Genomic DNA, 26,576 nt, shown 5'->3' with positions numbered 1-26,576 from the left:
GACAGCAGGCATGGCGGACGCCCGGTGAGCGGTCCCGGCCACCTCGTGGCCGGTCGCTACCGCCTGCTCGAGCGCATCGGTGGCGGCGGGATGGGTGCCGTCTGGCTGGCCTCCGACGAGCTCCTCGGGCGCCGGGTGGCCGTCAAGCAGGTCCTCCCTCCTCCGACCGCCGACGGCGACGCCATCGCCCAGCAGCGCCAGCGGGCGTTGCGGGAGGGCCGGATCGCCGCCCGGCTGTCCCACCCGCACGCCATCACCGTCTACGACGTCGCCCTGGAGGACGGCGCGCCGTGGCTGGTCATGGAGTACCTGCCCTCCCGCAGCCTGGCCGAGGTGCTGCACGAGGACGGCGTCCTGCAGGTCGACCAGGTCGCACAGATCGGCGCCCAGGTCGCCGACGCGCTCGCCGCCACGCACGCGGCCGGCATCGTGCACCGCGACGTGAAGCCGGCCAACGTCCTCATCGGTCAGGGCGGCCGGGTCGAGGGCCTGGTGAAGATCACCGACTTCGGCATCTCGCACGCCCGCGGGGACGTCACCCTCACCCAGGTCGGGCAGATCAGCGGGACGCCGGCCTTCCTGGCACCCGAGGTGGCCCGCGGCGGCGAGGTGACGCCGGAGAGCGACGTCTTCTCCCTCGGCGCGACGCTCTACACCTGCCTGGAGGGCCGACCCCCGTTCGGGATGGACGAGAACGCACTGCGGCTGCTGCACCGGGTCGCCAACGGCGAGCCCACCCCGTCGCGCCGCGCCGGCTCCCTGACCGGGCCGCTCACCCGGATGCTGGCCGCCGACCCCGCGCAGCGGCCGACCATGGCCGAGGTGGCCGATGAACTGGCCCGCCTGGCGGTCGGCCGCGACGGCGACCCGACGACCGTGCTGATGGCCCGGACCAGGCTGCGCTCCTCCACCAACCGGGACCGGACGGCGGAGCTGGGCGCCGGGGTGCTGCCGGCCGCCGGTGCGGGCGCGGCCGTAGTGGGCGCGGCGGCAGGGGTCGCCGCCCACGACCGTGATCCCGGCACGAGGGTCCAGGACGTGCCCTCCGGGCCGGCCTCCCCGCCACCGCCGGACCACCCGCGCCCGTCCGCGCCGGGCCGGCGCGGACGGCGGCGCGGGCCGGTGCTGGCCGCACTCCTGCTCGCGGTCCTGCTGGCCGGCGCCGGCACGGTCTGGCTGACCACCCGCGGCGACGCCGGGACCAGCGCCGACTCCCCCGCCCCGTCGTCGGCGCCCGCGGACGACACGAGCCCCGCGGCGGACGACGGCCCGGCGCAGGACGGTCCGGCCCGGGACGGGTCCTCCGCCGCGGAGACCGCGGAGACCGCGGAGACCGCGGAGACCGAGCCGGCACCGTCGCCCGTCGACGACCCGGAGGAGGTCGTCGAGGAGACCCTGGACCGGTACTACGGCCTGCTGCCCGACGACCCCGACACCGCCTACGACCTGACCGGCCCGTTCCTGCAGTCCCAGGCCAGCCGGGGGTACTACCGCGACTTCTGGGCGCCGTGGGCGGAGGTCGAGCTGCGGGAGGTGCGCGGGGTGCAGCAGCCCGAGGAGGGCGTCATCACCGCCACGACCGAGGTGGAGTTCACCGGCGACGACGGCCGCGAGCTGACCGAGCGGCACCAGGTCCGCCTGGTGCGTGCCGACGGCGGCGACTGGCTGGTCGACCTCGACCTGGTCGCCTGACCGCGCCGGAAACGACGGAGCCGCCCACGGGAGGATCTCCCGGGGCGGCTCCTGGGGCGGTGGCGGTGGGATTTGAACCCACGGAGGCTTGCACCTCACACGCTTTCGAGGCGTGCTCCTTCGGCCGCTCGGACACGCCACCGTCGAACAGACTACAGGCCCCGATGGCGGCGGAAGAACGCGCGTAGCAGCGTGGCGGACTCGTCGGCCCGGACCCCGCCGATCACCTGCGGACGGTGGTTGAGCCGACGGTCGCGGACGACGTCCCACAGCGACCCGGCCGCACCCGCCTTCGGGTCGTCGGCGCCGTAGACGATCCGGTCGACGCGGGCCAGCACGCTCGCGCCGGCGCACATGGTGCAGGGCTCGAGGGTGACGACGAGCGTCGTCCCGGTGAGGCGCCAGCCGTCGCCGTGCACCCGCGCGGCGGCGCGCAGCGCCAGCACCTCGGCGTGGGCGGTGGGGTCGCCCAGCTTCTCCCGCTCGTTGGCCGCCTCGGCCAGCACGGCGCCGTCCGGCCCGAGGACGACCGCGCCGATCGGCGTGTCGCCCCACTCGACGGCGGCCGCGGCGCGCTCCAGCGCGCGGCCCATCGCGTCGTCGAGGTCCACGGTCACCGCTCCTCCCCCGGGGAGGCGGCCATCGACCCGGTCCCCGGGGAGTCGGGCGCTGCTTGCCCGTGTGAGCAGCGCCCGACCCCCCGGGGAGGGACCTGGGCCGGGTGCGGGGTCACGAGGCGGCGCCGTCCCGCAGCTCGATGCCGACCAGCGCGGACAGCTCGGCCAGGGCGACGGACGGGTCGACGACCTTGATCGTGTGCATGCCCATCGCGCGGGCGGGCTTGAGGTTGACGCCCAGGTCGTCGAGGTAGGCGCAGTCCGAGAAGGCGAGGTCCCGGCCGACGGCCGCCGACAGCCGGGTCAGCGCACGGCGGTAGATCTCGGGCTCGGGCTTGCGCACGCCCTCCACCGAGGACTCCACCACCGCGTCGAACAGCTCCAGCAGCTCCCCCAGCCGGCCGGTGCGCTCCATCGGCGCGACGTTGTTCGACAGCAGCGCCAGCGGGAGCCCCGCCGCCCGCAGCCGCCGCACCGCCTCGACCATCTGCGGGCGCACCTCACCGGCCAGCGCGGCCAGCACCCGCCGGGCGTCCAGCCGGTGCCCCGCGGCCAGCGCCTCGGCCTCGAAGGCGTCGGTGAACCCGGCGGCGTCGAGCTCGTTGCGCTCGAAGCGGGCCCAGGCGTTGGTGTCGGGGTCGGTGCTGTTCAGCCGCACGATGAGGCCCTCGGGCAGCCCCGCCTCGGCCTCGTACGCCGTGAAGGCGGTCATCGGGCTCTCGGTGATGACCCCGCCGAGGTCGAACACGACGGCGGTGGCCACGGCGCTCACGGGCGCACCGCCGCGGACAGCTCGTCTGCGAAGCCCAGCCGCGCGGCGATGGCGGCGACCATCTCGTCGGCCCACAGGTCGTCGGCGGTGACGATCGGCCGCAGCTGGTCCGCGGGCAGGCCGTCGTCGGCGAACACGTCGAGGTCGCCGCCGGGCCAGCCGGTCTCGTCGTCGTCGAAGGCGCCCTCGTCGTCGACCGCGATGCCGTAGCGCTCCACCACCTCGGCGGCCAGCAGCCACTCCTGCATGGTGGCGTCGGAGATCAGCGCCCGCACCAGTCCACCGGGCCCGTGCCGGAGGACGACGAAGTACAGCCGCGAGTCGACGACCACGACGAACGGGCCGGGCCAGTCCTGGCCGCTCGAGTCGCCCAGGGCGCGCTCCAGGGCCGGCAGCTCGTCCCCGGCGTCCGCTGCGAGCAGCTCCACCCGCCAGCCCCCGTCCGGTCGGCTGACCCGCACCGCCCAGCTGGCCGGCGCCTCCGGCGCCCTCATCGGCGCCGCAGCATCGTCAGGCCGTCGGACAGCGGCAGCAGGACCGTCTCCCAGCGCGGGTCGGTGGCCAGCGCGGCGTTGAGCTCGACGAGCGCCCGGTCGTCGTCGGTCTGCGGGTCGAGCACGCGACCGTTGCGCAGCGTGTTGTCGAGCAGCACGACGCCGCCGTCGGTCATCCGCGGGTGCAGCTGGTCGACGTAGTCGGCGTAGCCGGACTTGTCCGCGTCGACGAAGGCCAGGTCGAAGGTCTCGACGGCCGGCAGCGCCCGCAGCGACTCGTGGGCGTCGCCCAGCCGCAGCTCGATCCGGTCGGCCAGCCCCGCACGGGCCCAGTACCGCCGTGCCACCGCGGTCCACTCCTCGCTGCTGTCCAGGCACAGCAGCGAGCCGTCGGCGGGCAGCCCGCGGGCGACGCACAGCGCCGAGAAGCCGGTGAAGGTGCCGATCTCGATCGCCCGGCGGACGCCGAGGGCTCGGGTGAGCAGCTGCATGAACGTGCCCTGCTCGGGCGCGATCTGGAAGGTCGGCGGCACCTCACCGCGGTCGGCCATCGCCGCGGTCTCGGCGAGCAGGTCGGCGGCGACGTCGTCCGGCTGCTCGGAGCTGGCCCGGACGTAGTCGCTGAGTTCCGGCGTCAGGAGGAACGACCGCGGGGTCATGGCGTGTGCGGGTGGGGGAACGCGGGAGCCGTGCCGCGCGGGAACCGGAGGAGCGCATGGGTCATAGCCTCTGATCATGGCCGATCCCGCCCCTGACGACGGAGCCGACGTCGCCCCCGCGCTGTTCTCCCGGTTGGCCGCCGACCCGCTGGCCGACCTGCTGGGCATCGAGCTGGAGCAGGTCCGGCCCGGGTACGCCCGCGCGGCGATGACGGTCGGCCCGCAGCTCCTCAACGCCGTCGGCACCGCGCACGGCGGCGCGACGATGGCCCTGCTCGACGTCGTCCACGCGGCGGTCAGCAACAGCCACGGCACGGTCGCGGTGGCCCAGGACGTGCACACCGAGTTCCTCGCCCCCGGCCGGCCGGGGGACCGGCTGGTCGCCGAGGGCACCGAGGTGCACCGCAGCCGCCGCACCGCCGTCTACCGCATCGAGGCCCGCGCCCAGGACGGCCGGCTGGTCGCCACCGCGCTGGCCCGGGTGTTCCGGACCGAGCGCGACTGGGAGGACCGGTGACCTCCTTCCCGGTGCCGACGATGCCCGCTCCGGCGGTCGGCGTCGTCGGGCTGGGCCAGCTGGGCGGGTCACTGGCCGCCGCCCTCGTCGCGGCCGGCCGGGAGGTGACCGGCTGGGACGTCGACCCCGCCGCCCGGGAGGCCGCCGCCGGGCGCGGCGTGCGGATCACCCGCGAGCTGACCGGTGTCGTGGTCCTCGCCGTCCCCCTGACGGCGATGGCCGGGGCGCTGCAGGGGCTCGACGTCGATCCGGACGCCACCGTCACCGACCTCGGCTCGGTCAAGGCACCGGTGCTCGCCGAGCTCGGGCCGAGGCTGGGCGGGCGCTACGTCGGCGGGCACCCGATGTGCGGCACCGAACGCTCCGGGCACGAGGCGACCGACCCGGGCCTGTTCACCGGCGCCCGCTGGGCGCTGTGCGTGGAGCCGGGCACCGAGCTGCCGCGCTGGCTGCGGGTGGCCGAGGTGGCGCTGGCCGTCGGCGCCGAGGTGGTGCCGGCGACCGCGGCCGAGCACGACGACGCCGTCGCGGCGGTCAGCCACGTGCCGCACCTGCTGGCCGCGGCCCTGGCCGCCGCCGCCGGGGAGGCCGGCCCGCTGGCCCGCGCGCTGGCCGCCGGCAGTTTCCGCGACGGCACCCGGGTGATCGGCAGCGACCCGGCCTTCGTCACCGCGATGGTGCAGGGCAACGCCGGTCCGACGGCGGCCGCGCTGGCCCGGGTGCTGGAGCAGCTGGCGCGCCCGTGGCCGGAGCTGGTGGCCGCCGGGCACGCCGTGCGCGCGGGCGGACCGGCGGGACGGCGTCCGGTGCGGGTGCCGCTGGAGCGGGCCGCGCTGCTGTCGCTGGGCCGGTCCGGCGGTGCGGTGACCCGGCGGCTGGCCGCGTTCGTCGAGGGCTACGTGCCGGAGCCCGAGGGCTGACCGTTTCGCCCGCGCCCCGGCGGGCAGGGAGCCTCCATGGACGACAGCGAGATCCGCAGCCGCATCGAGGAGCTGGTCGAGGAGGAGCGCCGACTGCGGGACAGCGGCGAGCACACCGACCAGCAGCGCGCCCGGCTGCGGCAGATCGAGGAGGACCGCGACCAGCTCTGGGACCTGGTGCGTCAGCGGGACGCCAAGCGCCAGTACGGCGAGGACCCCGACGAGGCCCGGCCCCGGCCCGAGGAGCAGGTCGAGGGCTACCTGCAGTAGGGGGATCCCCCTGCCCCGTCCCGGGGCCCGCCGCGAGCCTGCGATCCGGGGGTGCCTCTCAGACGGGACCGCGGGCCGGTCGCACCGCCTGGGGCTCGAGCAGGGCGAGCTGCCACAGCAGCCGGGCGCGCGAGTCGGTGACCTCGTGCCCGGTCAGGGCCTCGATGCGCCGCAGCCTGTGCATGACCGTGTTGCGGTGGCAGTAGAGCCCGTCGGCGGCACGGGTCGGTGAGCCGTCGGCCGCGAGGAACGCGGCCAGGGTGTCCAGCAGCACCGCCCGCTCGTCCTCGGGCAGCTCGAGCAGCCGGCCCAGGGAGCGGTCGACCAGGCGGGAGCTGATCTCCGGCGAGTTCGTCAGCAGCGCCTCGGGCAGCCGGTCGTCGATGGTCACGACCCGGCCCTCGCCCGAGGGCAGCGTGCGCGCCGCCGTCTCGGCCAGCCGGTAGGCCCCGGCGGCCTCGGCCGCGCCCTCGACGACGTCGGAGACGCCGACCGGCCCGGTCGCCAGGGCGCTGATCCAGCTCAGCACCTCCGTCGTCGGGCGGGCGCCGAGCACCAGCACGCCCACCTGGGCGCCGGACCGGGTACCCCACACCGAGCGCAGCCCGCGGCGGGCCAGTGCCGGGCCGGGGTCGGACAGCGTCGGCTCACCGTGCCGGTCCGGGGGCGCGACGACCGCCAGCAGCCGGCCGGCCAGCGGCACCCCGAGCAGCTCCGAGGCGTTCCGGACGAACGCCGGGTCGCCCCCGCGGCCGTCGAGCAGCCCGTCGAGCACGCGCTGCCGGGCCGCACCGTCTCCGGCCGCCAGCCGGCGCTGCTCCTCGCGGTAGCCGTCGGCGACGGCGGCGCACTCCGCGTCGTTGGTGCGCCAGACCGAGCCGGCGACCTCCAGCAGCCAGGTGTCGTGCCCGGTGCCGCGCTCGCGCGAGACGAGCAGCAGGGTCTCCCACAGCACCTGGCCACCCAGCCGGTAGGCGCGCAGCACCACCTCGAGCGGGATGCCCCGACGGGCCCGCCGGCAGCCGACGTCGTACGCCCGGGCCCGCAGGGTCCCCGGGTCGGCGGCAGCACTCCCGCCCAGGCTGTGCACGCCGCGCTCCAGGCCGGCCCGCGCGGACGCGCGCAGCTCGGCGGCGTCGTCGGCGGTCAGCGACTGGTACGCGGGCTCGGTGCGCAGCAGCACCTCGACCATCCGGTCGGCCATGTCGTCGAGCCGGTCGGCCAGGTGGGGGGCCAGCTCGCTCAGACGGGCGGCCACCTCCGGCGGGAACTGCTGCACTCGACCCCCTTTCGCGTCACGCACCGCACTCAGCACACCACGGGGCGCTGATCACTGTGCTCACCGCCCATTGTGACCGCCCTCACCGGCCCGCAGGCTCCTGGGGACGCATCCGCACCCGGATCGTCGCCCACCCGCCGGGCGGCCTCCCCGAACCCAGAGGAGACGTGGGCCCCTTGGCGCAGCCGTCAACGACCGCCGGCAGCACACCGCACCAGGACCGACCGCCCACCGCCCGACTGGAGATGACCGGCATCAGCGTCGCCTTCGGCGGCGTGGCCGCGCTCTCCGACGTCTCACTGGTCGTCGAGCCCGGCCAGGTGCACGGTCTCATCGGCCCCAACGGCGCGGGCAAGACGACCCTGTTCAACGTCGCCTGCGGGCTCGTCCGCCCCTCCGAGGGCCGGATCGTGTGGAACGGCTCGGAGCTGCGGCGGCTGCGGCCCAGCCGGCTCAGCCGCCTGGGCATCTCACGCACCCTCCAGGGTGTCGGGCTGTTCCGCGGGCTGACCGTGCTGGAGAACGTCATGGTCGGCGCCCACCGGCACGCGAAGGCGGGTTTCCTGTCCGCCCTGTTCGCCGTCCCGACGTCGGACCACGACGAGGCCCGGCTGCGGACGCGGGCCCTGACCGCGCTCGACGAGCTCGACGCCACCGCCTACGCCGGCCGCTACCCCGACTCGCTCCCCTACCCGGTGCAGAAGCGGGTCGCGCTGGCCCGGGCGCTGGTCGCCGACCCCGCCCTGCTGCTGCTCGACGAGCCGGCCAGCGGCCTGTCCGAGGACGAGATGCACGAGCTCGGCGACCTCATCCGGGGGCTGTCGGCCCGGATGAGCGTGCTGCTCGTCGAACACCACATGGACCTGGTCATGCGCGTCTGCGACCGGATCACCGTCCTGGACTCCGGCCGGCAGATCGCCGCCGGGACCCCCGCCGAGGTGCAGGCCGACCCCGCCGTCACCGAGGCCTACCTGGGCGACGAGGTGGACGTCGACACCGATGCCGCCGCCCTCGCCACCGCCGACGGACGGGAGGGCTGACGTGGCCGGGGCGACCAGGGCCGCCGGCGCCGCCGGCGGGACGACGACGACCGTCCCCGTGCTGGAGGTCTCCGACCTCTCCGCCTCCTACGGGCCGGTCAAGGCCCTGGACGGCGTCTCGCTGCGCGCCGAGGCCGGCCGGGTCACGGCCGTCCTCGGGGCCAACGGAGCCGGGAAGACCACGCTGCTGCGCACGATCAGCGGACTGGTGCGCAGCACCGGCGGGCGGGTGCTGCTCGAGGGCACCGACATCACCCGCGCCCCGGTCGAGGCGATGGTGCAGAAGGGCATGGCGCACGTGCCGGAGGGGCGCGGCGTCATCGCCGAGCTGACCGTCGACGAGAACCTCCGGGTCGGCTCGCTCTTCCGCGGCAAGGTCGGCCGGGAGGAGTTCGACCGCGTCTACGACCTGTTCCCGCGGATCGCCGAACGCCGCGACAACCCGGCGCACACGCTCTCCGGCGGGGAGCGGCAGATGCTCGTCGTCGGGCGCGCCCTGCTGGCCCGCCCGAAGCTCCTGCTGCTCGACGAGCCCTCGCTGGGCCTGGCGCCGCGGATCGTCGCGCAGATCTTCGGCCTGGTGCGCCGGCTGGTCGACGAGGAGGGCCTGTCGGTCCTCCTGGTCGAGCAGAACGCCCGCAGCGCCCTCTCGGTCGCCGACGTCGGGGTCGTGCTCAACCTCGGCCGGGTGGTCGTCACCGACGAGGCCTCCCGGCTCATGGCCGACGAGGACCTGCGGCACGCCTACCTCGGCTTCTGACGCCCCCCTTCGAGCCCTCCCGACCAGCCAGGAAGGCAACCCCCCTCGTGCGAGAGTTCGTCAACGTCACCCTCACCGGGTTGATCTCGGGGTCGGTCTACGCCGCCTTCGCGCTCGCCTTGGTGCTGATCTGGCGGTCCACCCGGATCGTCAACTTCGCCCAGGGGTCGATGGCCGCGGCGACCACCTTCGTCGCCCTGGCCCTCATCCAGGCCGGGCAGTCCTACTGGGTCGCCTTCGTCGTCGCGCTGGTCTGCGGGTTCCTGCTCGGCGCGGTGATCGAGCGGGTGGTGGTCCGGCCGGTGGAGAACGGCCCCGAGCTCAACGCCGTCATCGTCACGCTCGGCCTGTTCGTCGCCATCCAGGCGCTGATCGCCATCGTCTTCGGCTCCTCCTTCGAGTCCTTCCCGGCGCCCTTCGGCCTGCGCGGCTTCGAGGTGGGCGGCACGACGATCGCGCTGACGCCGAACAGCGTCTTCGTGCTCGTCGCCGTGGTGGTCACCATGGCCGCCCTGGTCGCCCTGTTCCGGTTCACCCGCGTGGGCCTGGCGATGCGCGCGTCGGCCTTCGGCCAGGAGGTCGCCCGGCTGCTCGGCGTCCGCGTCGGCCGGATGCTCACCCTCGGCTGGGGTCTGGCCGCGGTGGTCGGCTCGCTCTCCGGGTTGCTGATCGCCGGCGGCGGCCTGGTCTGGCCCGCGTACATGGACGCGCTGATCGTCTTCGGCTTCGTCGCCGCGGTGCTCGGCGGGCTGGACTCGCCCGTCGGCGCCGTCGTCGGCGGCCTGTCCATCGGCCTGGCACTGGCCTACGTCAGCGCCTACGCCGACCCCGCCCTGGTGAACCTGGCCGCCCTCGTGATCCTCATGGTGGTGCTCCTGGTCAAGCCCGGCGGCCTGTTCGCCAGCAGCACGGCACGGAGGGCCTGACCGCCATGACCGAGCCCCAGGGCACCACCACCACCTCCGCCGGGGAGATCACCTCGGAGTCCCCCGCCGAGGCGACCACCGCCGCCAACGCGCCGTCCCCGGCCCACTCCCGCGGCCGGTCACTGCTGCCGCAGAACACGCTGCTGCGCCACCTGACGGTGCTGCTGCTGAGCGCGGTCGGCACCGTCGTGCTGCTCGAGGTGACCGGCCAGTTCACCAACAGCCAGCTGGCCCAGCTGTCGTACTACGCGATCGCAGCCGGCGGGCTCACCGTCCTCACCGGGCTCAACGGACAGATCTCGCTGGGCCACGGCGCCCTCATGGCCGTCGGCGCGTACACGACGGCGCTGTTCCTCGGCGCCGACGAGCCGCTGCCCCTGCCGGTGGTGCTGCTCGTGTCCGTCGCGTCGGCCACCGCCGTCGGTGCGCTGGTCGGGGTCGCCGCCGCGCGCCTGCACGGCCCCTACCTGGCCGGCGCGACGCTGGCCCTGGCTGTCGGCCTGCCCGGCCTGGCCCTCTACTTCCGCGGGTTCCTCGGCGGCGAGCAGGGGCTGCGGGTCCGCGCCCCTCAGGCGCCGGAGGCCTTCGACGACTTCATCGGCCTGGTGTCGGGCAACTCGGCGTCCAACACCAAGTGGCTGGCCTACGTCGGCGCGATGTGCCTGCTGCTGACCTTCTTCCTGCTGGCCAACCTCGTGCGCAGCCGGGTGGGCCGCACCTGGCGGGCGGTCCGCGACCAGGAGGTGGCCGCCGAGCTGGCCGGCATCGACCTCGGCGCGTGGCGGGTGCTGGCCTTCGTGGTCAGCGCGGCCTGCGCGGGGCTCGGTGGCGCGGTGCTGGCCCTGGTGGTGCGGCTGGCCGCCCCCAGCGGCTTCACCCTCGTGCTGTCCCTGGCCCTGCTCACCGCGATCGTCATCGGCGGGCTGGGCAGCCTGTTCGGCGTCCTGCTCGGTTCGGCACTGCTGGTCTTCCTACCGCCGTTCGTGACCGACCTGGGCGCCGACCTCGGGCTCGACAACACCGAGGCCGCACAGCTGGCGCCGTTCGTCTACGGCGTGGTCCTCGTGGTCGCCATGATCTTCGCGCCCGCGGGCCTCGTCGGGACCGTCCGGCAGCGCTGGCTGACCGCCCGCGCCCGGCGCGCCGCTCAGGGCTGATCCCGTCCCGCGCGGCGCGCATCCGAGGCCGCATCCCCCACAGACCCCCGGCGGTTGCGTCCGGGAACGCGAGAAGGAGCACCGTTGACCAGATCCTCCCGGCGCCTGACCCGGCTCGTCGCCACGGCCACCGTCCTCTCCACGCTCGCCGCCTGCGGCGGCGGTGGCGACGGCGGCGGCAGCAGTGGCGGCGGCGGTGGTGGTGGTGAGAACGAGGCCTCGGACACCGGCATCACCGAGACCAGCATCAAGCTCGGCGCGCACTACCCGCTGACCGGCGTGGCCGCGCCCGGCTACAGCGAGATCCCGACCGGCGTCGACGCGTACTTCGACTACGTGAACGCCAACGGCGGGGTCAACGGCCGGGAGATCGACTACATCTACCGCGACGACGCCTACAACCCCACGAACACCAGCGCGGTGGTCAACCAGCTGGTGCTGGAGGACGAGGTGTTCGCGATCGTCGGCGGCCTCGGCACCCCGACCCACAGCGCCGTCCTGGAGTTCCTGAACAGCGAGGGCGTGCCGGACCTGTTCGTCTCCTCCGGCTCGCTGCTGTGGGGTGAGAACCCGGAGGACTACCCGTACACCTTCGGCTGGCAGACCGACTACACGAGCGAGGGGAAGATCATCGGCCGGCACATCGCCGAGAACTTCCCGGACGCGAAGGTCGGCCTCTTCCTGCAGGACGACGACTTCGGCGAGGACGGCGAGGCCGGCATCCGGGAGTACATCGACGGCCAGATCGTCGCCGCCGAGCGCTACGTGCCCGGCAACACCGACGTCGGCCCGCAGATCGCCGCGCTGCAGGCGGCCGGGGCGGACTTCGTCGTCGGCTTCAACGTGCCCAGCTACACCGCGCTCTCCCAGCTGGTCGCGCTCCGGCTGGGCTACACGCCGCAGTGGTTCTACTCCAACGTGGGCTCCGACCCGACGCTGGTCGGCTCGCTGCTGTCCAACTTCTCGCAGGGCGCGGTGACCGACGCCAGCCCGCTCGACGGGGCGTTGACCACCGACTACCTGCCGACGGTCGACGACGCCGACAACCCGTGGATCCAGCTGTTCCAGCGCATCTGGGACGAGCACGGCGGCGAGGGGGAGCTGACCAACTACCGGGTCTACGGCATGGCGCAGGCCTACACCACGGTCCAGGCGCTGCAGGCGGCCGGGCAGAACCCGACCCGCGACGGCCTGGTCGAGGCGATCGAGACTTCCGGCGCCGAGTGGGAGGGCCCGGTCTTCGCGCCCTACCGCTACTCCGCCGACAGCCACATGGGTACCGGTGGCATGGGCATCAGCCGGATCGTCGGCGAGGGTTCCGAGGAGGTCGCGCCGGTCCAGCTGACCGACATCGGCGACGCCGAGATCGAGCCCTTCGACGGCGAGCCGGCCGCCCCGCCGGCCGACGGCATCCCGGACGAGGAGCCGGCCAACTAGGCAAGGACCCCGTCCCCCACCCCTCACGAGCTCGGGGCGGGACCCGGGACGGGCCGACACCACCACGATCGGGCCGCCGGTCTCCTCCGTGGAGGCCGGCGGCCCGTCGCCGTCCGCACCGGGACGAACACTCAACCGGTGAAGTGGTTGCCGTGGTGATCTTCGGGTAGGAGCCGCTCCGGCGCGCACGGTCGCGCGTCCGGTGCGGGAGGGAGCAGTCATGGTGCGGGCGGCACGGACGATCCGGCGGGCGGTGGTGACCGGGGGTGCCGGTTTCCTCGGGTCCCACCTCTGCGAGCAGCTGCTCGATCGGGGTGTCGAGGTGGTCTGCCTCGACAACTTCCTCACCGGATCGCCGCAGAACGTCGTCCACCTGATGGAGCACCCCGGCTTCCGGCTGGTCCGCTGCGACGTCACCGACTTCGTGCACGTGCCCGGCGAGGTCGACCTGGTGCTGCACTTCGCCTCGCCGGCCAGCCCGCTGGACTACCTGAAGATGCCGATCGAGACGCTCAAGGTGGGCAGCCTGGGCACGCTGCACACCCTCGGCCTGGCGCACGAGAAGGGAGCCCGGTACGTGCTGGCCTCCACCTCGGAGGTGTACGGGGACCCGCTGGTGCACCCGCAGCGCGAGGAGTACTGGGGCAACGTCAACCCGGTCGGCCCGCGCGGGGTGTACGACGAGGCCAAGCGCTTCAGCGAGGCGATGACGACGGCCTACCGGACGTCGAAGGGCACCGACACCGGCATCGTCCGGATCTTCAACACCTACGGGCCCCGCATGCGGCCGGACGACGGCCGCGCCATCCCGGCCTTCGTCGGACAGGCGCTCTCCGGCCGCCCGCTGACCGTCGCCGGCGACGGCTCGCAGACCCGGTCGATCTGCTACGTCGACGACACCGTGCGCGGCATCCTGGCCATGGCCTTCTCCGGCGAGCCGGGCCCGGTCAACATCGGCAACCCCGACGAGCTGTCGATGCTGCGGCTGGCCGAGTGGATCGTCGAGCTGACCGGGTCGGAGTCGGAGATCTCCTTCATCGACCTCCCGGTGGACGACCCGAAGGTCCGCCGTCCCGACACCACGCGCGCCGAGCAGCTGCTGGGCTGGCGTCCGACGGTTCCCTCGGAGGAGGGGCTGCGGCGCACGGTGGCCTGGTTCGCCGAGCAGGCGCAGGTGGCCGACGTCCGCGTCGGGTGATCCACAGGGGGTCATGGATCGCATCTACTGTGTAGTGGGCGGTCGCGAGGGTCGCCGGAGACCCTGACCACTTCGACGGGGGAGCTGCTCGATGGGCCGCCACGCCGACACCTCAGCCGCGCGCCGATCGGTGCAGCTGACGCCGCAGGTCCTCATCGCCCTGGCGGTGGCGGCGGTCGTGCTGCTGGCCGGCAGCATCACGTGGTGGGCCGTCGGCGCCGGTGGACGCGACTGCGACAGCACCGCGGTGGTGCGCGTCGCGGTCGCGCCCGAGCTCGCCCCCGTCGCCGAGCAGGTGCTCACCGACGCCGAGGGGCTGCGGCCGGAGGACTGCGCCTCCGCCCGGGTGACCGCGCAGGAGCCGGTGCAGACCGTCGGTGACCTCGGAGCGCTGGACGCCGGGGACCTGCCGCACCTGTGGGTGCCCGACTCCTCGCTGTGGACGACCCGGGCCGGGGACGCCGCTCTCGAGACCGTCGGCTCCGTCGCCGCCTCCCCCGTGGTGCTGGCCACCAGCCGGTCCGCGGTCGACGAGTTGGGCTGGGCCGACGGGGCACCGGGTTGGGCCACGGCGCTGGCCAGCGAGCAGGGGATCGCCGTCCCGGACCTGGCGACCAGCGCCGAGGCCCTGGCCACGCTGAGCGCCGTCCGGACCGCGCTGGGCGGTGGCGAGGACGCCGACAACGCCGTGGTGCAGACGGTGCTGGCCGCCGAGCGCGGCCCGTCGGTCTCGCCGCGCGACGCGCTGACCGCCGGCAGCGAGGGCGCGCCCGACGCGCCGCTGGTGCCGGTGAGCGAGCAGGAGGTGTGGGCGGCCAACGCCGACGCCGAGGACCCGCAGCTGGTCGCCGTCTACCCGGAGGAGGGCTCGCCGAGGCTGGACTACCCGCTGGTCCGGGTCGGCCCCGCCTCGGCCACGGACGCCGCCGCGGTCGACGCCGCCGTGCGGGCGCTGACCTCGGACACGGCGCGCACCGCCGTCCAGGAGGCGGGCTTCCGCGGCACCGACGGCAGCGCGCCGGCCGGCGCCGACGCGGCCGGGATCCAGGAGGCGGCCCCGCGGGCGCTTCAGCTCGACCCCGCCGAGGTCCAGGCGCTGCTCGCCCAGCTGTCGGAGCTGGCCGCGCCGTCCCGGATTCTCACCGTCTTCGACATCTCGACCTCCATGGAGGCCCCGGCCGGCGACGGCACCCGCGCCACGCTCGCCCGCGACGCCGCCAAGAGCACGCTCACCCTCGTGCCGGGCAACTTCGCGCTGGGCCTGTGGTTCTTCGCCGCGGAGCTGGAGGGCGACCGGGACTGGACGGAGGCGGTGCCCACGCGGGCGCTCGAGGCGGAGGTCGGCGGCAGCGTGCAGCGCGACCTGCTGGACGAGGAGCTCGACACCATCCCCGACCGGCTGAGCCCCGGTGGCACCGGCCTGTACGACACCACGCTGGACGCGGTTCGGGCGGCGCGCTCGGACTTCGACCCGACCGCCGTGAACAGCGTGCTCGTGGTCACCGACGGCACCAACGAGGACGACGGCATCTCGCTGCGGTCCCTGCTGGAGACGCTGCGCGACGAGACCGACCCCGAGCGGCCCATCAAGGTCATCGGTGTCGCGCTGGGCCCGGACGCCGACCTCGGCGCCCTCGAGCAGATCGCCGACGCGACCGGCGGCGCGGCCTACTCCGCGGTCGACCCGACCGACCTGCAGACGGTCCTGTTCGACGCCCTCCGCCAGCGCTGAGCCGTGACGTCGCGGTCCTCCGGACCGCACCGCGGCCCGGTGCCGTCCCCGGTCGCCGCTGATCCTGGGCGTGCCCATCCTTGGACGCTCTGCCGCTGCCCACCGTTCGGGGCACGGGCGGAGCACCGTGTGGGACACAGGCTGCGGCGACCTACCGCCGGCCGACCTCTCCCCCTGCTTCGCTGTGCGAGCAGGGGGAGAGGTCCGGCAGGGGAGAGCAGCGGTGGAGGTCCGGCAGGGGCGGGTCAGGTGCGGGCCAGCAGGTCGTCGAGCGCGGCGGTGGCCTCCTCGACCGTCACCCTCCCCAGCGCCGGGTCGAGCTCGGTGCCCCACGGGTCGCCGGTGCCGTCTCCGTGCCACAGGACGACGTGCTGCGGCCGCGGCGGCGGGCCCCACAGCGCGGGCGACACCGGCCCGAACAGCACCACCGAGGGACGGCGGTAGGCGGTCGCCAGGTGCGCCATGCCGGTGTCCCCGCTGACCACGACCCGCGCGCCGGCGACCACCGCGGCCAGCTCGAGCGTCGTCGTCCGCCCGGCGAGCACGGCGTCCTCCCCCAGCCCGGCGCCCTCGGCCACCGTGCGGGCGAGCGGCACCTCGGCCGGTCCACCGGTGATCCGGACGTCGAGCCCCGCGGCGGCCAGGTGCCGGGCGACGGCGGCGAACCGGTCGGCCGGCCAGCGCCGGCCGGGGTGGGCGGCGCCCGGGTGCACCAGCGCGACGCCTCTCGGCGCCGGGGAGGGCACCGAGGGGACGGCGAGGTCGAGCGCATCGGGGTCGGCGTCCACGCCCAGCCCCTCCGACACCAGCCGGCACCAGCGCCGCACCTCGTGCTCGTCGGGGTACCAGGTCGGCCCGGGGTAGCCGGGGCTGGCGAAGGTCAGCAGCCGGTCCGGGCGCAGGTCGGCGACGACGACGTGCGAGGCAGGGCCCTTGCCGTGCAGGTCGACCGCGAGCTCGGGGGGCGGGCCGGGCCAGTCCAGCGGCTCGAGCTCGCCGGCGGGCAGCACCTCGTCGACCGCGTCGACGAGCGAGGCCAGCGGCTCGAGCGCCCTGGTGGTGGCGAGCACCAGCCGGTGGCCGGGCACCGCGGCGCGCACCGCCCGGATCGCGGGCACGCCGGTGAGCAGGTCCCCCAGCCCCAGCGGCCGGAGCACCACCGCGACCGGGCGCCCTTCCGAGGCGCTGGAACGGCCCTGCTGCAGGCACCCGCGCCGAGCCTCCACGGCCGCGTCCGGGGGCTCGCCCCGAGCCTGCGAGGGGTGAGGGGGACGTGGTCCTCCCAGGGGGGCGAGGGGGTCCTTGCTCACACCCGGGAGCGCTCGACCAGGGCCGTCGTGGAGTGCCCGTCGAGGTAGGGCAGTACGACGGCCTGGCCGCCCCAGCGCCGCAGCACCGCGGCCTCGGGCAGGTCGGCACCGGCGTAGTCCCCGCCCTTGGCCCACACGTCCGGGCGCAGCCGGCCGATCACCTCGGCCGGGGTGTCCTCGTCGAACACGACGACCGCGTCGACGAACTCGAGCGCCTCCAGGACCCGCGCCCGGTCGGCGGCGGTCACCAGCGGCCGGGACGGGCCCTTGAGCCGGCGCACCGAGGCGTCGGAGTTGATGCACACCACCAGGCAGTCGCCCAGCCCGCGGGCGGCCCGCAGCGTCGCGACGTGGCCGGGGTGCAGCAGGTCGAAGCAGCCGCCGGTGGCGACCACCGTCCCGCCCGCCGCGCGGACCCGAGCGATCAGGCCGTCCACCCCGGGCCCGGCGACGACGTCCGGCTCGGCAGCCGACTCGGCGTCCCACGCCGCGGCCCCGCCGCGGGCCACGAAGGCCCCGGCCGAGGCCACCGCGGCCGCCACCGCCTCACCGGTCACCGCACCGTCGGCAAGCGCGAGCGCCGCCGCGGCCGCGAACGAGTCGCCGGCCCCGCACGGGTCCCCGCCGGCCACCGGGGTCGCGGGCACGACCATCGGCGCGCCCTCGCCGTAGGAGAGCAGCGCACCGCGGGCGCCCAGGGTCACCGCGACCGCGCCGACGCCCCAGTGCCGGATCAACGCCTCGGCCCGCGCGCCGACCGCGGCCAGCCCGTCGCCCTCGGCGACCACGGCGGCCATCCCAGCCGACGAGACCACGCGAGCGGCCTCGGCACCGTTGGGCGTGACCAGCCGGGCGTTGGGCACCGGGTCGGCACCGCGGGGGTGCGGGTCCCAGACGATCGGCCCGCCGGCCTCGGCCAGCACCGCGCGGACAGCCGGGTCGGCCGTCGTCCCCCGGCCGTAGTCGGCGACCAGCACCGCCGCGGCCCCACGGACGGCGTCGGCCGCCTCCGCGGGGAGCGCGCCGAGCCCGGCCACCGGGGCGCCGCTGTCGATGCGGGCCACCGAGTGGTCGCCCACCCGCACCCGGCGCTTCACGGCCGTCCCGCCGGTCGCCGGGATCTCCACCAGCCGCACCCGGCCGGCCAGCAGCGCACGCAGCCGGTCGGCGTCCTCGTCGTCGGCCATCGGGGCGACCAGCACGACCTCCCGGCGGGTCGCCCTGGCCGCGATGACCGCCGCCAGGGCGGCACCGCCGGGGCGCTCCCGGGTCTCGACGTCCTCGACGACCGGCACGGGCGCGTCGGGGGTGAGCCGGGACGCCGTCCCGACCAGGTCGACGTCGAGCAGCGCGTCCCCGACGACGACGAGCGCTCGCCTCCCGGCCGCGCGAGCGCTCACTGCGCGACCCCGAGCCGGGCCTCCGGCACCCGGGCCGGCTCGGCCAGCACGGCCGCGTCGAAGGCGGCGCAGACCAGGTGCAGCGCGACGAGGTGGCACTCCTGCACGGTCGCCGTCCACGGGGAGTCGATGCAGACCGCGTCGTCGCACGCTCCGGCCAGCGGGTTGGGCGCCGGGCCGGTCATCGCCAGCACGGTGATGCCGCACTCGCGGGCCCGGCGGGCGGCGGCGACGGCGTTGGGACTGCGGCCGGACGTCGACAGCAGCACCAGCACGTCGCCGGCCCGCCCGTGCGCCTCGACCTGCCGGGCGAACAGCTCGTCGGCCGGGTAGTCGTTCGCGATCGCGGTGAGCGAGGAGGTCTCGGCGGTCAGGCAGATCGCCGAGAACGGCGGCCGGTCCGCCCGGTAGCGCCCGACCAGCTCGGCGGTCAGGTGCTGCGCCTGCGCGGCGCTGCCACCGTTGCCCGCCGCGAGCAGCCGCCCGCGGTCCTCGCCGCAGAGGACGTCGGCGATCAGCCGGCCCCAGCGGTCCAGGGTGTCGAGCTGGCCCTCCAGCGAGCGCAGTGCGGCGGCCAGCGAGGCGACGTGGTCGGCGCCGGTGAGGTGGGTGCAGGTGTCGGGCGAGACCACCTCGCTCGTGGAGTGCGGCGCCTCGGACAGGGGGGCGGGGTTCATCGGGCGACCTCCACGGGGCTCGTGCCGCTGTCATCAGTGCGTACGGGGCCGGCCAGGACCTGCCGGTAGACGGTGTCGGTGTCGGCGACCACGCGGGCCCACCGGTAGCGGTTGCGGGCCCGCTGCACGCCCGCGGCGCCGTAGGCGGTGCGGCGGGCGTCGTCGGCCAGCAGCTCGGCGAGCACCTCGCCGAGCCGGGCCGGGTCCCGCGGCGGGACCAGGGCGCCGGTGACCCCGTCGGCGACGGAGTCCTGCAGCCCGCCGACCGCGGTGGCGACCACCGGACGGCCGCAGGCCATGGCCTCCAGCGGGGTGATGCCGAAGGGCTCGTACCAGGGCACGGCCAGCACGACGTCGGCCGAGCGGATCCACGCCGGGACGTCGGCCCGCGCCACCGCGCCGGTGAAGACCAGCCGGTCGGCGACGCCCAGCGAGGCGGCGACCGCGCGCAGCCGGCGGACCTCGGCGTCGTCGTCCAGCCGGGGGGCCGGCGGCCCGCCGACGACCACCAGCTCGGCGTCGGGGACGGCGGCCAGCGCGCGGACGGCGTCCTCCTGGCCCTTGCGCTCGACCAGCCGGCCCAGGACGAGCAGGCGCTTGCGCTCACCCCGCGGCGCGACCGGACCCCGGGGCGTGAACACGCTGGTGTCGACGCCGCACGGCACGACGGAGACCCGGTCGCTGTCCAGGCCCAGCCGGCGCAGCTCGAAGACCTCGTCGGAGCAGGTGGCGACGACGTGGCTGACGGTGCGGCACAGCGAGCGCTCCAGCTCGATGCGCTGCGGCGGCGAGGTGTCGGCTGCACCCTGGTGGCGGCGCTTCACCGAGCCGAGGGCGTGGAAGGTCTGCACGACCGGTATCGCCCCCGCCGCCCCGGCGCCCGCGGCGGCGACCGAGGCCAGCCCGCTCATCCAGAAGTGCGCGTGCACGAGGTCCGGCGGTCGCTGCGCCCACTCCCGGCGCAGCACCGAGGCGAACTCGGGCATGTGCCGCAGCAGGTCGTCCTTGGGCAGCACCGCGGCCGGCCCCGCGGTCACGTGCGCGACGTCGTAGCCGTCGTCGGTGGTCACGCGGGCGGGCTGGTCGGGGTCCTCCCGGCGGGTGTGCACCGTCACCGCGTGCCCGCGTCGGGCCAGGCCCGCGGCGAGCGCCGCGACGTGCACGTTCTGGCCGCCCGCGTCCACCCCGCCGATGGCGGCGAGCGGGCTGGCGTGCTCGGAGACCAAGTCGATGGTGAGCGGCCACGCGCCCGGCCGGTCGGTGATCACCGGGTCACCTCCTCGAGAAGGACGTCCCAGTCACTGAGGAAACGAGGGAGTCCGTACCGCTCCAGTGCGGCGGCGCGCGCCGCCTTGCCGGCCAGCCGGGCGGCGTCCTCGTCGTGCAGGTAGGTGCGGACGGCGTCCCACAGGACGCCGGGACGGGTGGAGAGCACGCCGGCCTCGGCCGGCACCGCCTCCACGACCTCGGTGGTGGCCAGGGCGACCACCGGCAGGCCCAGGTGCATCGCCTCGAGCAGCGAGAGCCCGAGGGAGGTCCACCGGACCGGGTGCACGTACACCCGGCGGCGGGCCAGCTCCGTGTGCATCGCGGCCTGCGGCGGGTCGTCGTGCAGCGCGACGCGGTCGGGGTCGAGGCCGTACCGCTCGTGCAGCCCGGCCAGACCCATGCCGAACACGTCGACCGGGGCGACCGCGGCGAGCCCCGGCAGCAGGTCGGCGCCGACCGTGCGGCCGCGCCGGACCGGCTCGTTGGTGACGACGGCCGCCCGCGCCAGCTCGCCGGTGTACCGCTCGCCGGGGTCGACGATGCCGTGCTCGATGACCGTCGTCGGCGCCCGCCCGTTGTCGTAGAAGAGCTCGTTGAAGTGCGTGACGTGCGCGATCGGGATGTCCGAGCGGTCGGCCAGCGGGTGGCGGGTGTGCGGCACCGGCCCGTCGCCCGGCTCCAGCCCCGGCGCATTGTGCTCGAGGAAGACGGCGGGCAGGTCCCGGCCCGGCTCGCGGCCCAGCCACGCGCGCACCAGCTCGAGGTCGCGGGTGCGCTGCAGGACGACGACGTCGACGTCCTCCCCGCGCAGCTGCTCCGGCGTCACCTCGCGGGCCGACGCCGGCCAGTCCCAGGTGCGGGCGCGACCCAGCCCGTCGGGGCTGCGGCTCCCCCCGGGACCGACCACCACGGGCAGCAGGTACTCGTGCCGGCCCTGGACGAACGCCGTCGTCCACGACCCGTGCACGTGCCAGAGCAGGACCCTCACGCGGCGATCACCTTCTCCACGGCAGCGACGACGTCGGCTGCGCTCACCGACGAGAGACAGGGGTGGCCGGGCACCGGGCACTCGCGGGCCCGGGTCAGCCGGCAGGGGGCGTCCTGGTCGCCGAGCAGCACGGTCGGCACGCCGTAGGGCGCCCACCGCGCGGCCGGCACGACCGGGGAGAACAGGGAGACCACGGGCGTCCCGACAGCGGCGGCCAGGTGCGCGGGGCCGGTGTTGCCGACGACGACCGCGGCCGCGCCGTCGAGCACCGCCGCCAGCTCGGCCAGGCTCAGCGCACCGCCGAGGTCCACGCCGCGGGTGCCGGCGACCGCCGCGGTGAGCTCGCGCTCCCCCGGCCCGCCCGTGACCAGCACCCGGTGGCCGGCGTCGGTGAGGGCCTCGACCGCCTCGGCGCAGCGCCGGGCCGGCCAGGCGCGCGCGGGGACCGAGGCGCCGGGGTGCAGGACGAGGTGGCCGCGTTCGTGCGCGACCGGGGGCAGGGGCCGGCGCACGGCGAGCCGGCCGTCGTCGCCGGCCGGCAGGTCGAAGCCCGCGGCGCGGGCGAGGGACAGGGCCCGCTCGGGCTCGGGCAGGTCCGTGTCGTCCTCCTGGTCCACCCGGTGGCGGACGTCGAGCAGCGACCCGGGGTAGTCCACGCTGGTCGCGGAGATCCGCGGCACGCCGGCGGTGCGCAGCACCAGCGCCAGGGGCAGGGGCGACTGGTGGAAGGACGTGGAGATCAGGGCCTCGTCGGGGGCGAGGGCCCGGACCCGCTCGGTGAGCGCGGCGAGGTCGCCCGCGTCGACCGGCGGCGGGTTCCCGAGGATCCAGGGACAGGCCCAGGTCCAGACCTCGTCGACGCCGGGCAGCAGCTGGGCGGCCTCCGCGCCGGCCGGGCCGGCGAGGAACACCACGCGGTCGGCGCCGGCGGCCACGGCCCGCACGAGCGGCCCCTGGACCAGGACGTCGCCGACCGAGTCCAGCCGGGCGACCAGGACGGTGCGGCGGCGGGTCACCACTCGCCCGCCAGGACCTGCTCGACCGCCTCGGGCAGCGTGGCCGCGCGGCGGGGTGCCGCCTCGACCTCGGTCCGCCGCGTGACCGGCGTCGGCACGAGGACCCCCGACGCCCCGGCGGCGGCCGCGGCCTCGACGTCGGCCCCGATGTCGCCGATGACCACGCAGCGGGCGGGGTCGACGTCGAGCTCGGCGCAGGCGGCCTTGACCATCCCGGGCGCGGGCTTGCGGCAGCTGCAGCCGTCGTCCGGCCCGTGCGGGCAGACCTGGACGGTGTCGAACGGGCCGAGCAGCTCGCCCAGCCGGGCCATGCAGGCGTCGACCTGCTCGCGGGTGATCAGCCCGCGGGCGACGCCGGACTGGTTGCTCACCACGCCGACCCGGACGCCGCGGGCACGCAGCGCCTCGACGGCCTCCCGCGCGCCGGGCACGGGCTTCACCAGCGCCGGGTCGCCGTTGTACGGGTAGTCGCGCACGAGGGTGCCGTCGCGGTCGAACAGCACCAGGTCGGGCAGCCCGCGCCACGGCCGCACGCGGCGGTGCTGCACGGCGCCGCGCAGGAAGTGCCAGGTGGCCAGCGGCGGGATCAGCGCGCTGGTGGCGAGCATGGTGGCGACCTCGGCGCGGTCGCGCGGCCCGGGGGCGATCCGCGCCCAGGCGAACTCGCCGGTGCCGGCGGCCCAGGCCAGGGCGGCAGCGAGCGCCGCCCGCGGCCGGCGGGCGGCGGCGAGGCCGACGGCAGCCAGCCCGGCGGCGGTGACGGCCAGGTGCCGCGGCCGGCGGCCCAGCGGCGCGTCGGCGCGCTCCCGCCAGTCGGGGCCGTGCAGCCGCCGCATGAGGACGTCGTCGGCGTTGCCGGCCTGCACGCGGACGCTCACCCAGCGGTCGACCGGGCGCACCGGGTGGGTGATCCGGCGCTGCCCGCGGACCAGCCGGGCGCCGGTGTCCATGACCCGCAGGGCGAGGTCGGAGTCCTCGCGGAAGGCACGGGGGAAGCGCTCGTCGAAGCCGCCGACGGCGGCCAGGGCGGCGCGGCGGTAGGCGAGGTCGGCGGTGATCCAGGAGCTGGTGGCCAGGCCCGCGGTGCCGCGCTCCCAGTCGGTGGGCCGGCGGCCCTCGGGCAGCGGCACCCGCACCCGGCCCTGGCTGCCGGCGACGTCGGCCGGCAGGTCGGAGAGGTCCTCGGCCAGCCGCTGGTACCAGTCGGGGTCGGGGACCACGTCGTCGTCGAGGAAGGCCACCCACTCGGTGCGCACGCTCCGCCAGCCGAGGTTGCGGGCGCCGGCCGGACCGCCGCCGCCGGTGCGCACCACGCGCACGGGCGGCAGGCCCGGCCGCTCGGGCCGCAGCGGCTCGCCGCCGGGCCGGTCGTCGACCAGCACCAGTTCGGCCGGGCGGGGCCCGGGGGGCTGCGCGAGGGCGTCGAGCAGCACGTCCAGCGACGGCCGGCCGACGGTCGGCACGACCACGGAGCACTGCTCGATCCCCACCTGCATGATCGCGTCCTGCCCGGACCTGCGGGCCGGGAAACACTACGGGCTTGAAGTGTCCCCCGGACGAGGAGGAGGACCCCGTCCTCCCCACCCCTCGCCAGCTCGAGGCGGTGCCCTCACGGGGCCGAGCAGCGGGGGCGGGGCTGCTTCAGCGGCGGGTGCGGGCGGCTGCGGAGACCCGGGCGAGGGCGTCGGTGACGACGGCGGCGTCGTCACCCAACAGGGTGAGCAGGTGGGCGACCAGGCCGTCGTGGGTGGGCCGGGCGTCCTCGACCTTGGCCCGCCCGGCAGGGGTGAGCCGGGCGTGCAGCAGCCGCTTGTCCCCCGACGAGCGCTCGCGGACGACGAGGCCCTCGGTGACCAGGCGGGTGACGGTGCTGGTCACCCCGGCGCGGGAGATGCCGAGCGCCTCGGCGAGCTCGCCCATCGTGGCCCGCTCGCCGGGCGCCTCGGCGATCCGCCGCAGCGCCTCGTAGCCGGTGAGCGAGAGGTCGTGCCGGCGGTGCAGGGCGGAGTCGACGCGGCGGGTGATGCGGTCGTGCACCTGCACGATGCGCAGCCAGGTCTCGGCCGGACGCGGTAGCGCACCGGGCACATGGGCAACGTCCCCGGGCACGTGCTCGGTGGGGACTTCCGGAGCCAGGGCGTCCTCGGGGCGGGCCACGCGTCCATCGTCGCCGACGGAGCGCTCAGGCGCTCCCGATGGACGACGGCGCCCGGCCCCGCGCCCGCGGTCGCCGGCTCCCGGCGACGAGGGCGAGGCCGGCGCCGGAGACGACCAGTGACCCGCCGGCGGCCAGCAGCGGCCAGGGGATGCCGCCGATGACCGCGGCCGCCTCCTGCGCGGAGACCGCGACGGCGGGTGTCCCGTGGGGAGTGCCGGCCGGAGCGGCGCTGCTGGGGTGGGGCAGGCCCGGGACCGGCACCATCTCACCGGCCCGCGGGACCACCGCCGCGCCACCGGGTGCGCTGATGGCCGCGCAGTCCTCGGCGGCCGGCCGGGTGAAGCTGTAGCCGGTCAACTCGTCGACCCAGCCGGCGCCCGAGCCGTCCAGGGCCGCGTACGCGAGGAAGGGGTCGATGGTCTCGCCCCAGTCGACCTCCCCGGTGCTCAGCACGACGACGGCACCGGGCGCGACGTCGGCGGCGGCCTCCCCCGCGGGGCGGCGTCCGGTGCCCAGCGTGACCGCGTGGCCGACGGTGCCCCCGGTGATCTCGACGACGACACCGCCGGGGCGGCAGCTGGGTCCGTGGGTGACGCGGGCGTCGGGACGGGCGGCGTCGTCGGCGGCGGCCGCGGGCCCGGCGAGGGCGGCACCGGCACAGAGCAGGGCGAGCGCCATGACGACGACGGACGCCGGCCTGGTGGCCACCTGCACGTGCACTTCCCCCTGGTCTCGCGCCGGCGCGCCTGCGGTGCACCGGCGCCGCCCATGATGCCGGGGGAACCCGGCCGTCGACCCGGGTTTACCAGTGGGTCGCGCGTGTCGTCGCGGCGTGTCGGGAGAATTCCGGTCCGGGACCGTCCGACCGGCTGTGACCCAGCGCTCACTACGGTGTCCGCGTGGACTCAGCAGCGGGTACGGGGCGCCGCCGGCAGGACGAGGTCTACCGCGCGGGGGTGTACGGCCACCGGCCGCGGGTGCCCACCGCCGCCCGGGCGCTGCAGCGCCGCGCGCGCGAGCGGCTGGGCGCCCGCGCCTACTCCTACGTCGCTGGCGGAGCCGGGGACGAGACGACCCAGCGGGCCAACCGCGTGGCGTTCGACCGGTGGGCCGTCGTCCCCCGGGTGCTGCGGGACGTGAGCGTGCGCGACACCTCCGTCGAGCTGTTCGGACGGCGACTGCCCGCGCCGCTGCTGCTCGGTCCGGTCGGCGCGCTCGAGCTGGTGCACCCGGCGGCCGACCTCGCGGTGGCCCGCGCGGCGGCGCCCCTCGGCGTGCCCGTGGTCTTCTCCAACCAGGCGTCGGTGCCCATGGAGGAGTGCGCCGCCGTGATGGGCTCGGCCCCGCGGTGGTTCCAGCTGTACTGGTCGACGTCGGACGAGCTGGTCGAGAGCCTGGTCGGACGGGCGGAGGCCAGTGGCTGCGACGCGCTGGTGGTCACCCTCGACACCACGATGCTCGGCTGGCGGCCCCGCGACCTGGACCTGGGCCACCTGCCGTTCGCGCTGGGCAAGGGCATCGCGCAGTACACCTCCGACCCGGTGTTCCGGAGGCTGACCGAGGAGCGGGCGGCGGCGTCCGCCGCCCCCGCACCGGCCGAGCCCGGCGCCGCGGCCGGCCGGGACCGGCAGCCGCGTCCCACGCTCGCGGCGGTGCGCGCGCTGGTCGGCATGGCGCGGGCCTGGCCGGGGCCGCTGCGGGACAACCTGCGCTCGCCGTTGCCGCGGGCCGCGGTCGAGACGTTCCTCGCGATCTACTCCCGGCCCTCGATCACCTGGGCCGACCTCGCCTGGCTGCGGGCCCGCACCCGGCTGCCGATCGTGCTCAAGGGCGTGCTGCACCCCGACGACGCCCGCCGCGCCGTCGACGAGGGCGTGGACGGCCTGGTGGTGAGCACCCACGGCGGCCGGCAGGTCGACCGCTCGCTCTCCGCGCTGGACGCCCTGCCCGACGTCGTGGCCGCGGTGGACGGCCGGGCGCCGGTGCTGCTCGACAGCGGGGTGCGCAGCGGCGCCGACGTCCTCACCGCGGTCGCGCTGGGGGCGCGGGCGGTGCTGCTCGGCCGGCCGTTCGCCTGGGGGCTGGCCCTGGCCGGCGAGGAGGGCGTGCGCCAGGTGGTGTGCGACGTGCTCGGCGAGTTCGACCTCACGCTGGGCCTGAGCGGCCACACGTCGGTCGACCAGCTCTCCCCGGAGGTGCTGCGCCGGGTCGGCTGAGCAGGCGGTCGCCCGACACGCCGGGCGGGCTTGCCCTCAGCAGTGACGTGGGTCACAGTTGGGACGGGCGGG

At 76.2% G+C, this 26,576-nt stretch carries 26 protein-coding genes and 1 tRNA gene; 12 read left to right on the top strand and 15 right to left on the bottom strand.

Annotated elements, in window-relative coordinates:
• Positions 1 to 24 precede the first annotated feature (24 nt).
• Positions 25 to 1,692, top strand: coding sequence for a serine/threonine-protein kinase (locus ACWIX3_RS06385; protein WP_448611238.1), 1,668 nt, complete (start codon positions 25 to 27; stop codon positions 1,690 to 1,692).
• Between the two features lie 57 nt (positions 1,693 to 1,749).
• On the opposite strand, the gene ACWIX3_RS06380 is transcribed toward ACWIX3_RS06385, so the two are convergent.
• The 5 genes from ACWIX3_RS06380 to ACWIX3_RS06360 form a co-directional block, all read right to left on the bottom strand.
• Positions 1,750 to 1,834, bottom strand: a tRNA-Ser gene (locus ACWIX3_RS06380).
• Positions 1,835 to 1,844: 10 nt separating this feature from the next.
• Entirely contained in the window at positions 1,845 to 2,309 is a 465-nt protein-coding gene (locus tag ACWIX3_RS06375) for a nucleoside deaminase (RefSeq protein WP_448611237.1), read from the bottom strand.
• 112 nt (positions 2,310 to 2,421) lie between these two features.
• Positions 2,422 to 3,081 carry an HAD-IA family hydrolase gene (locus ACWIX3_RS06370; RefSeq protein WP_448611236.1) on the bottom strand — a complete coding sequence of 220 codons (660 nt, stop codon included), beginning with the start codon at positions 3,079 to 3,081 and terminating at the stop codon, positions 2,422 to 2,424.
• The gene (locus tag ACWIX3_RS06365) at positions 3,078 to 3,575 is read right to left on the bottom strand and encodes a tRNA adenosine deaminase-associated protein (RefSeq protein WP_448611235.1); all 498 of its coding nucleotides are present in this window, start codon (positions 3,573 to 3,575) and stop codon (positions 3,078 to 3,080) included. Before ACWIX3_RS06365 ends, ACWIX3_RS06370 begins: the two co-directional genes overlap by 4 nt.
• Entirely contained in the window at positions 3,572 to 4,234 is a 663-nt protein-coding gene (locus ACWIX3_RS06360) for an O-methyltransferase (protein ID WP_448611234.1), read from the bottom strand. The genes ACWIX3_RS06365 and ACWIX3_RS06360 overlap by 4 nt, the downstream gene beginning before the upstream one ends.
• 76 nt (positions 4,235 to 4,310) lie before the next feature.
• Between ACWIX3_RS06360 and ACWIX3_RS06355 the strand changes: the two genes are divergently transcribed.
• From ACWIX3_RS06355 to ACWIX3_RS06345, 3 genes are read left to right on the top strand one after another with little or no spacing between them, the layout of a single operon-like run.
• A complete protein-coding gene (locus tag ACWIX3_RS06355) occupies positions 4,311 to 4,751 on the top strand; it encodes a PaaI family thioesterase (RefSeq protein WP_448611233.1) in 441 nt (146 codons plus the stop codon).
• On the top strand, positions 4,748 to 5,671 hold the full coding sequence (locus ACWIX3_RS06350; RefSeq protein WP_448611232.1) for a prephenate dehydrogenase/arogenate dehydrogenase family protein: 924 nt from the start codon (positions 4,748 to 4,750) through the stop codon (positions 5,669 to 5,671). Before ACWIX3_RS06355 ends, ACWIX3_RS06350 begins: the two co-directional genes overlap by 4 nt.
• Before the next feature lie 36 nt (positions 5,672 to 5,707).
• On the top strand, positions 5,708 to 5,941 hold the full coding sequence (locus ACWIX3_RS06345; protein WP_448611231.1) for a DUF2630 family protein: 234 nt from the start codon (positions 5,708 to 5,710) through the stop codon (positions 5,939 to 5,941).
• 58 nt (positions 5,942 to 5,999) lie between these two features.
• Here ACWIX3_RS06345 and ACWIX3_RS06340 read toward each other — a convergent pair whose 3' ends face one another.
• Positions 6,000 to 7,220, bottom strand: coding sequence for a PucR family transcriptional regulator (locus ACWIX3_RS06340; protein ID WP_448611230.1), 1,221 nt, complete (start codon positions 7,218 to 7,220; stop codon positions 6,000 to 6,002).
• A gap of 167 nt (positions 7,221 to 7,387) precedes the next feature.
• Between ACWIX3_RS06340 and ACWIX3_RS06335 the strand changes: the two genes are divergently transcribed.
• From ACWIX3_RS06335 to ACWIX3_RS06305, 7 genes are all read left to right on the top strand, one after another.
• Positions 7,388 to 8,260, top strand: coding sequence for an ABC transporter ATP-binding protein (locus ACWIX3_RS06335; RefSeq protein WP_448611229.1), 873 nt, complete (start codon positions 7,388 to 7,390; stop codon positions 8,258 to 8,260).
• A 1-nt stretch (position 8,261) separates the two neighbouring features.
• Positions 8,262 to 9,020: an ABC transporter ATP-binding protein gene (locus ACWIX3_RS06330; protein ID WP_448611228.1), complete on the top strand. Its 759-nt coding sequence runs from the start codon at positions 8,262 to 8,264 to the stop codon at positions 9,018 to 9,020.
• A 47-nt stretch (positions 9,021 to 9,067) separates the two neighbouring features.
• Positions 9,068 to 9,946: a branched-chain amino acid ABC transporter permease gene (locus tag ACWIX3_RS06325; RefSeq protein ID WP_448611227.1), complete on the top strand. Its 879-nt coding sequence runs from the start codon at positions 9,068 to 9,070 to the stop codon at positions 9,944 to 9,946.
• A gap of 5 nt (positions 9,947 to 9,951) precedes the next feature.
• Positions 9,952 to 11,103 (top strand): branched-chain amino acid ABC transporter permease, encoded by a 1,152-nt coding sequence (locus ACWIX3_RS06320; RefSeq protein WP_448611226.1) that lies wholly within the window; start codon positions 9,952 to 9,954, stop codon positions 11,101 to 11,103.
• 84 nt (positions 11,104 to 11,187) lie between these two features.
• Positions 11,188 to 12,540, top strand: a complete 1,353-nt coding sequence (locus ACWIX3_RS06315) for an ABC transporter substrate-binding protein (protein ID WP_448611225.1) — start codon at positions 11,188 to 11,190, stop codon at positions 12,538 to 12,540.
• 202 nt (positions 12,541 to 12,742) lie between these two features.
• Positions 12,743 to 13,738, top strand: coding sequence for a UDP-glucuronic acid decarboxylase family protein (locus tag ACWIX3_RS06310; protein WP_448611224.1), 996 nt, complete (start codon positions 12,743 to 12,745; stop codon positions 13,736 to 13,738).
• Positions 13,739 to 13,829: 91 nt separating this feature from the next.
• Complete coding sequence (locus tag ACWIX3_RS06305) at positions 13,830 to 15,470, top strand: VWA domain-containing protein (protein WP_448611223.1); 1,641 nt, start codon at positions 13,830 to 13,832, stop codon at positions 15,468 to 15,470.
• Positions 15,471 to 15,715: 245 nt separating this feature from the next.
• Here the strand turns inward: ACWIX3_RS06305 and ACWIX3_RS06300 are convergent, their stop codons facing one another.
• From ACWIX3_RS06300 to ACWIX3_RS06260, 9 genes are all read right to left on the bottom strand, one after another.
• Complete coding sequence (locus ACWIX3_RS06300; protein ID WP_448611222.1) at positions 15,716 to 16,627, bottom strand: glycosyltransferase family 9 protein; 912 nt, start codon at positions 16,625 to 16,627, stop codon at positions 15,716 to 15,718.
• Positions 16,628 to 16,776: 149 nt separating this feature from the next.
• A complete protein-coding gene (gene rfaE2, locus ACWIX3_RS06295) occupies positions 16,777 to 18,180 on the bottom strand; it encodes a D-glycero-beta-D-manno-heptose 1-phosphate adenylyltransferase (RefSeq protein ID WP_448611221.1) in 1,404 nt (467 codons plus the stop codon).
• Complete coding sequence (locus ACWIX3_RS06290; protein ID WP_448611220.1) at positions 18,177 to 18,857, bottom strand: D-sedoheptulose-7-phosphate isomerase; 681 nt, start codon at positions 18,855 to 18,857, stop codon at positions 18,177 to 18,179. Before ACWIX3_RS06290 ends, rfaE2 begins: the two co-directional genes overlap by 4 nt.
• Positions 18,854 to 20,125 carry a glycosyltransferase gene (locus tag ACWIX3_RS06285; protein WP_448611219.1) on the bottom strand — a complete coding sequence of 424 codons (1,272 nt, stop codon included), beginning with the start codon at positions 20,123 to 20,125 and terminating at the stop codon, positions 18,854 to 18,856. Before ACWIX3_RS06285 ends, ACWIX3_RS06290 begins: the two co-directional genes overlap by 4 nt.
• Positions 20,122 to 21,114, bottom strand: a complete 993-nt coding sequence (locus ACWIX3_RS06280) for a glycosyltransferase (RefSeq protein WP_448611218.1) — start codon at positions 21,112 to 21,114, stop codon at positions 20,122 to 20,124. Before ACWIX3_RS06280 ends, ACWIX3_RS06285 begins: the two co-directional genes overlap by 4 nt.
• Positions 21,111 to 22,130: a glycosyltransferase family 9 protein gene (locus ACWIX3_RS06275; RefSeq protein WP_448611217.1), complete on the bottom strand. Its 1,020-nt coding sequence runs from the start codon at positions 22,128 to 22,130 to the stop codon at positions 21,111 to 21,113. The genes ACWIX3_RS06280 and ACWIX3_RS06275 overlap by 4 nt, the downstream gene beginning before the upstream one ends.
• Entirely contained in the window at positions 22,127 to 23,626 is a 1,500-nt protein-coding gene (locus ACWIX3_RS06270; RefSeq protein WP_448611216.1) for an HAD-IIIA family hydrolase, read from the bottom strand. The genes ACWIX3_RS06275 and ACWIX3_RS06270 overlap by 4 nt, the downstream gene beginning before the upstream one ends.
• A 145-nt stretch (positions 23,627 to 23,771) precedes the next feature.
• A complete protein-coding gene (locus ACWIX3_RS06265) occupies positions 23,772 to 24,287 on the bottom strand; it encodes a MarR family winged helix-turn-helix transcriptional regulator (protein WP_448611215.1) in 516 nt (171 codons plus the stop codon).
• Positions 24,288 to 24,312: 25 nt separating this feature from the next.
• A complete protein-coding gene (locus ACWIX3_RS06260) occupies positions 24,313 to 25,002 on the bottom strand; it encodes a hypothetical protein (protein WP_448611214.1) in 690 nt (229 codons plus the stop codon).
• Positions 25,003 to 25,187: 185 nt separating this feature from the next.
• Between ACWIX3_RS06260 and ACWIX3_RS06255 the strand changes: the two genes are divergently transcribed.
• Entirely contained in the window at positions 25,188 to 26,504 is a 1,317-nt protein-coding gene (locus tag ACWIX3_RS06255; RefSeq protein WP_448611213.1) for an alpha-hydroxy-acid oxidizing protein, read from the top strand.
• The last annotated feature ends 72 nt before the right edge of the window (positions 26,505 to 26,576 follow it).

Source organism: Geodermatophilus sp. URMC 60 (assembly GCF_053502585.1).
Note: the sequence above shows the minus strand (reverse complement) of the source record. Positions and strands in the feature narration are given on the sequence as shown.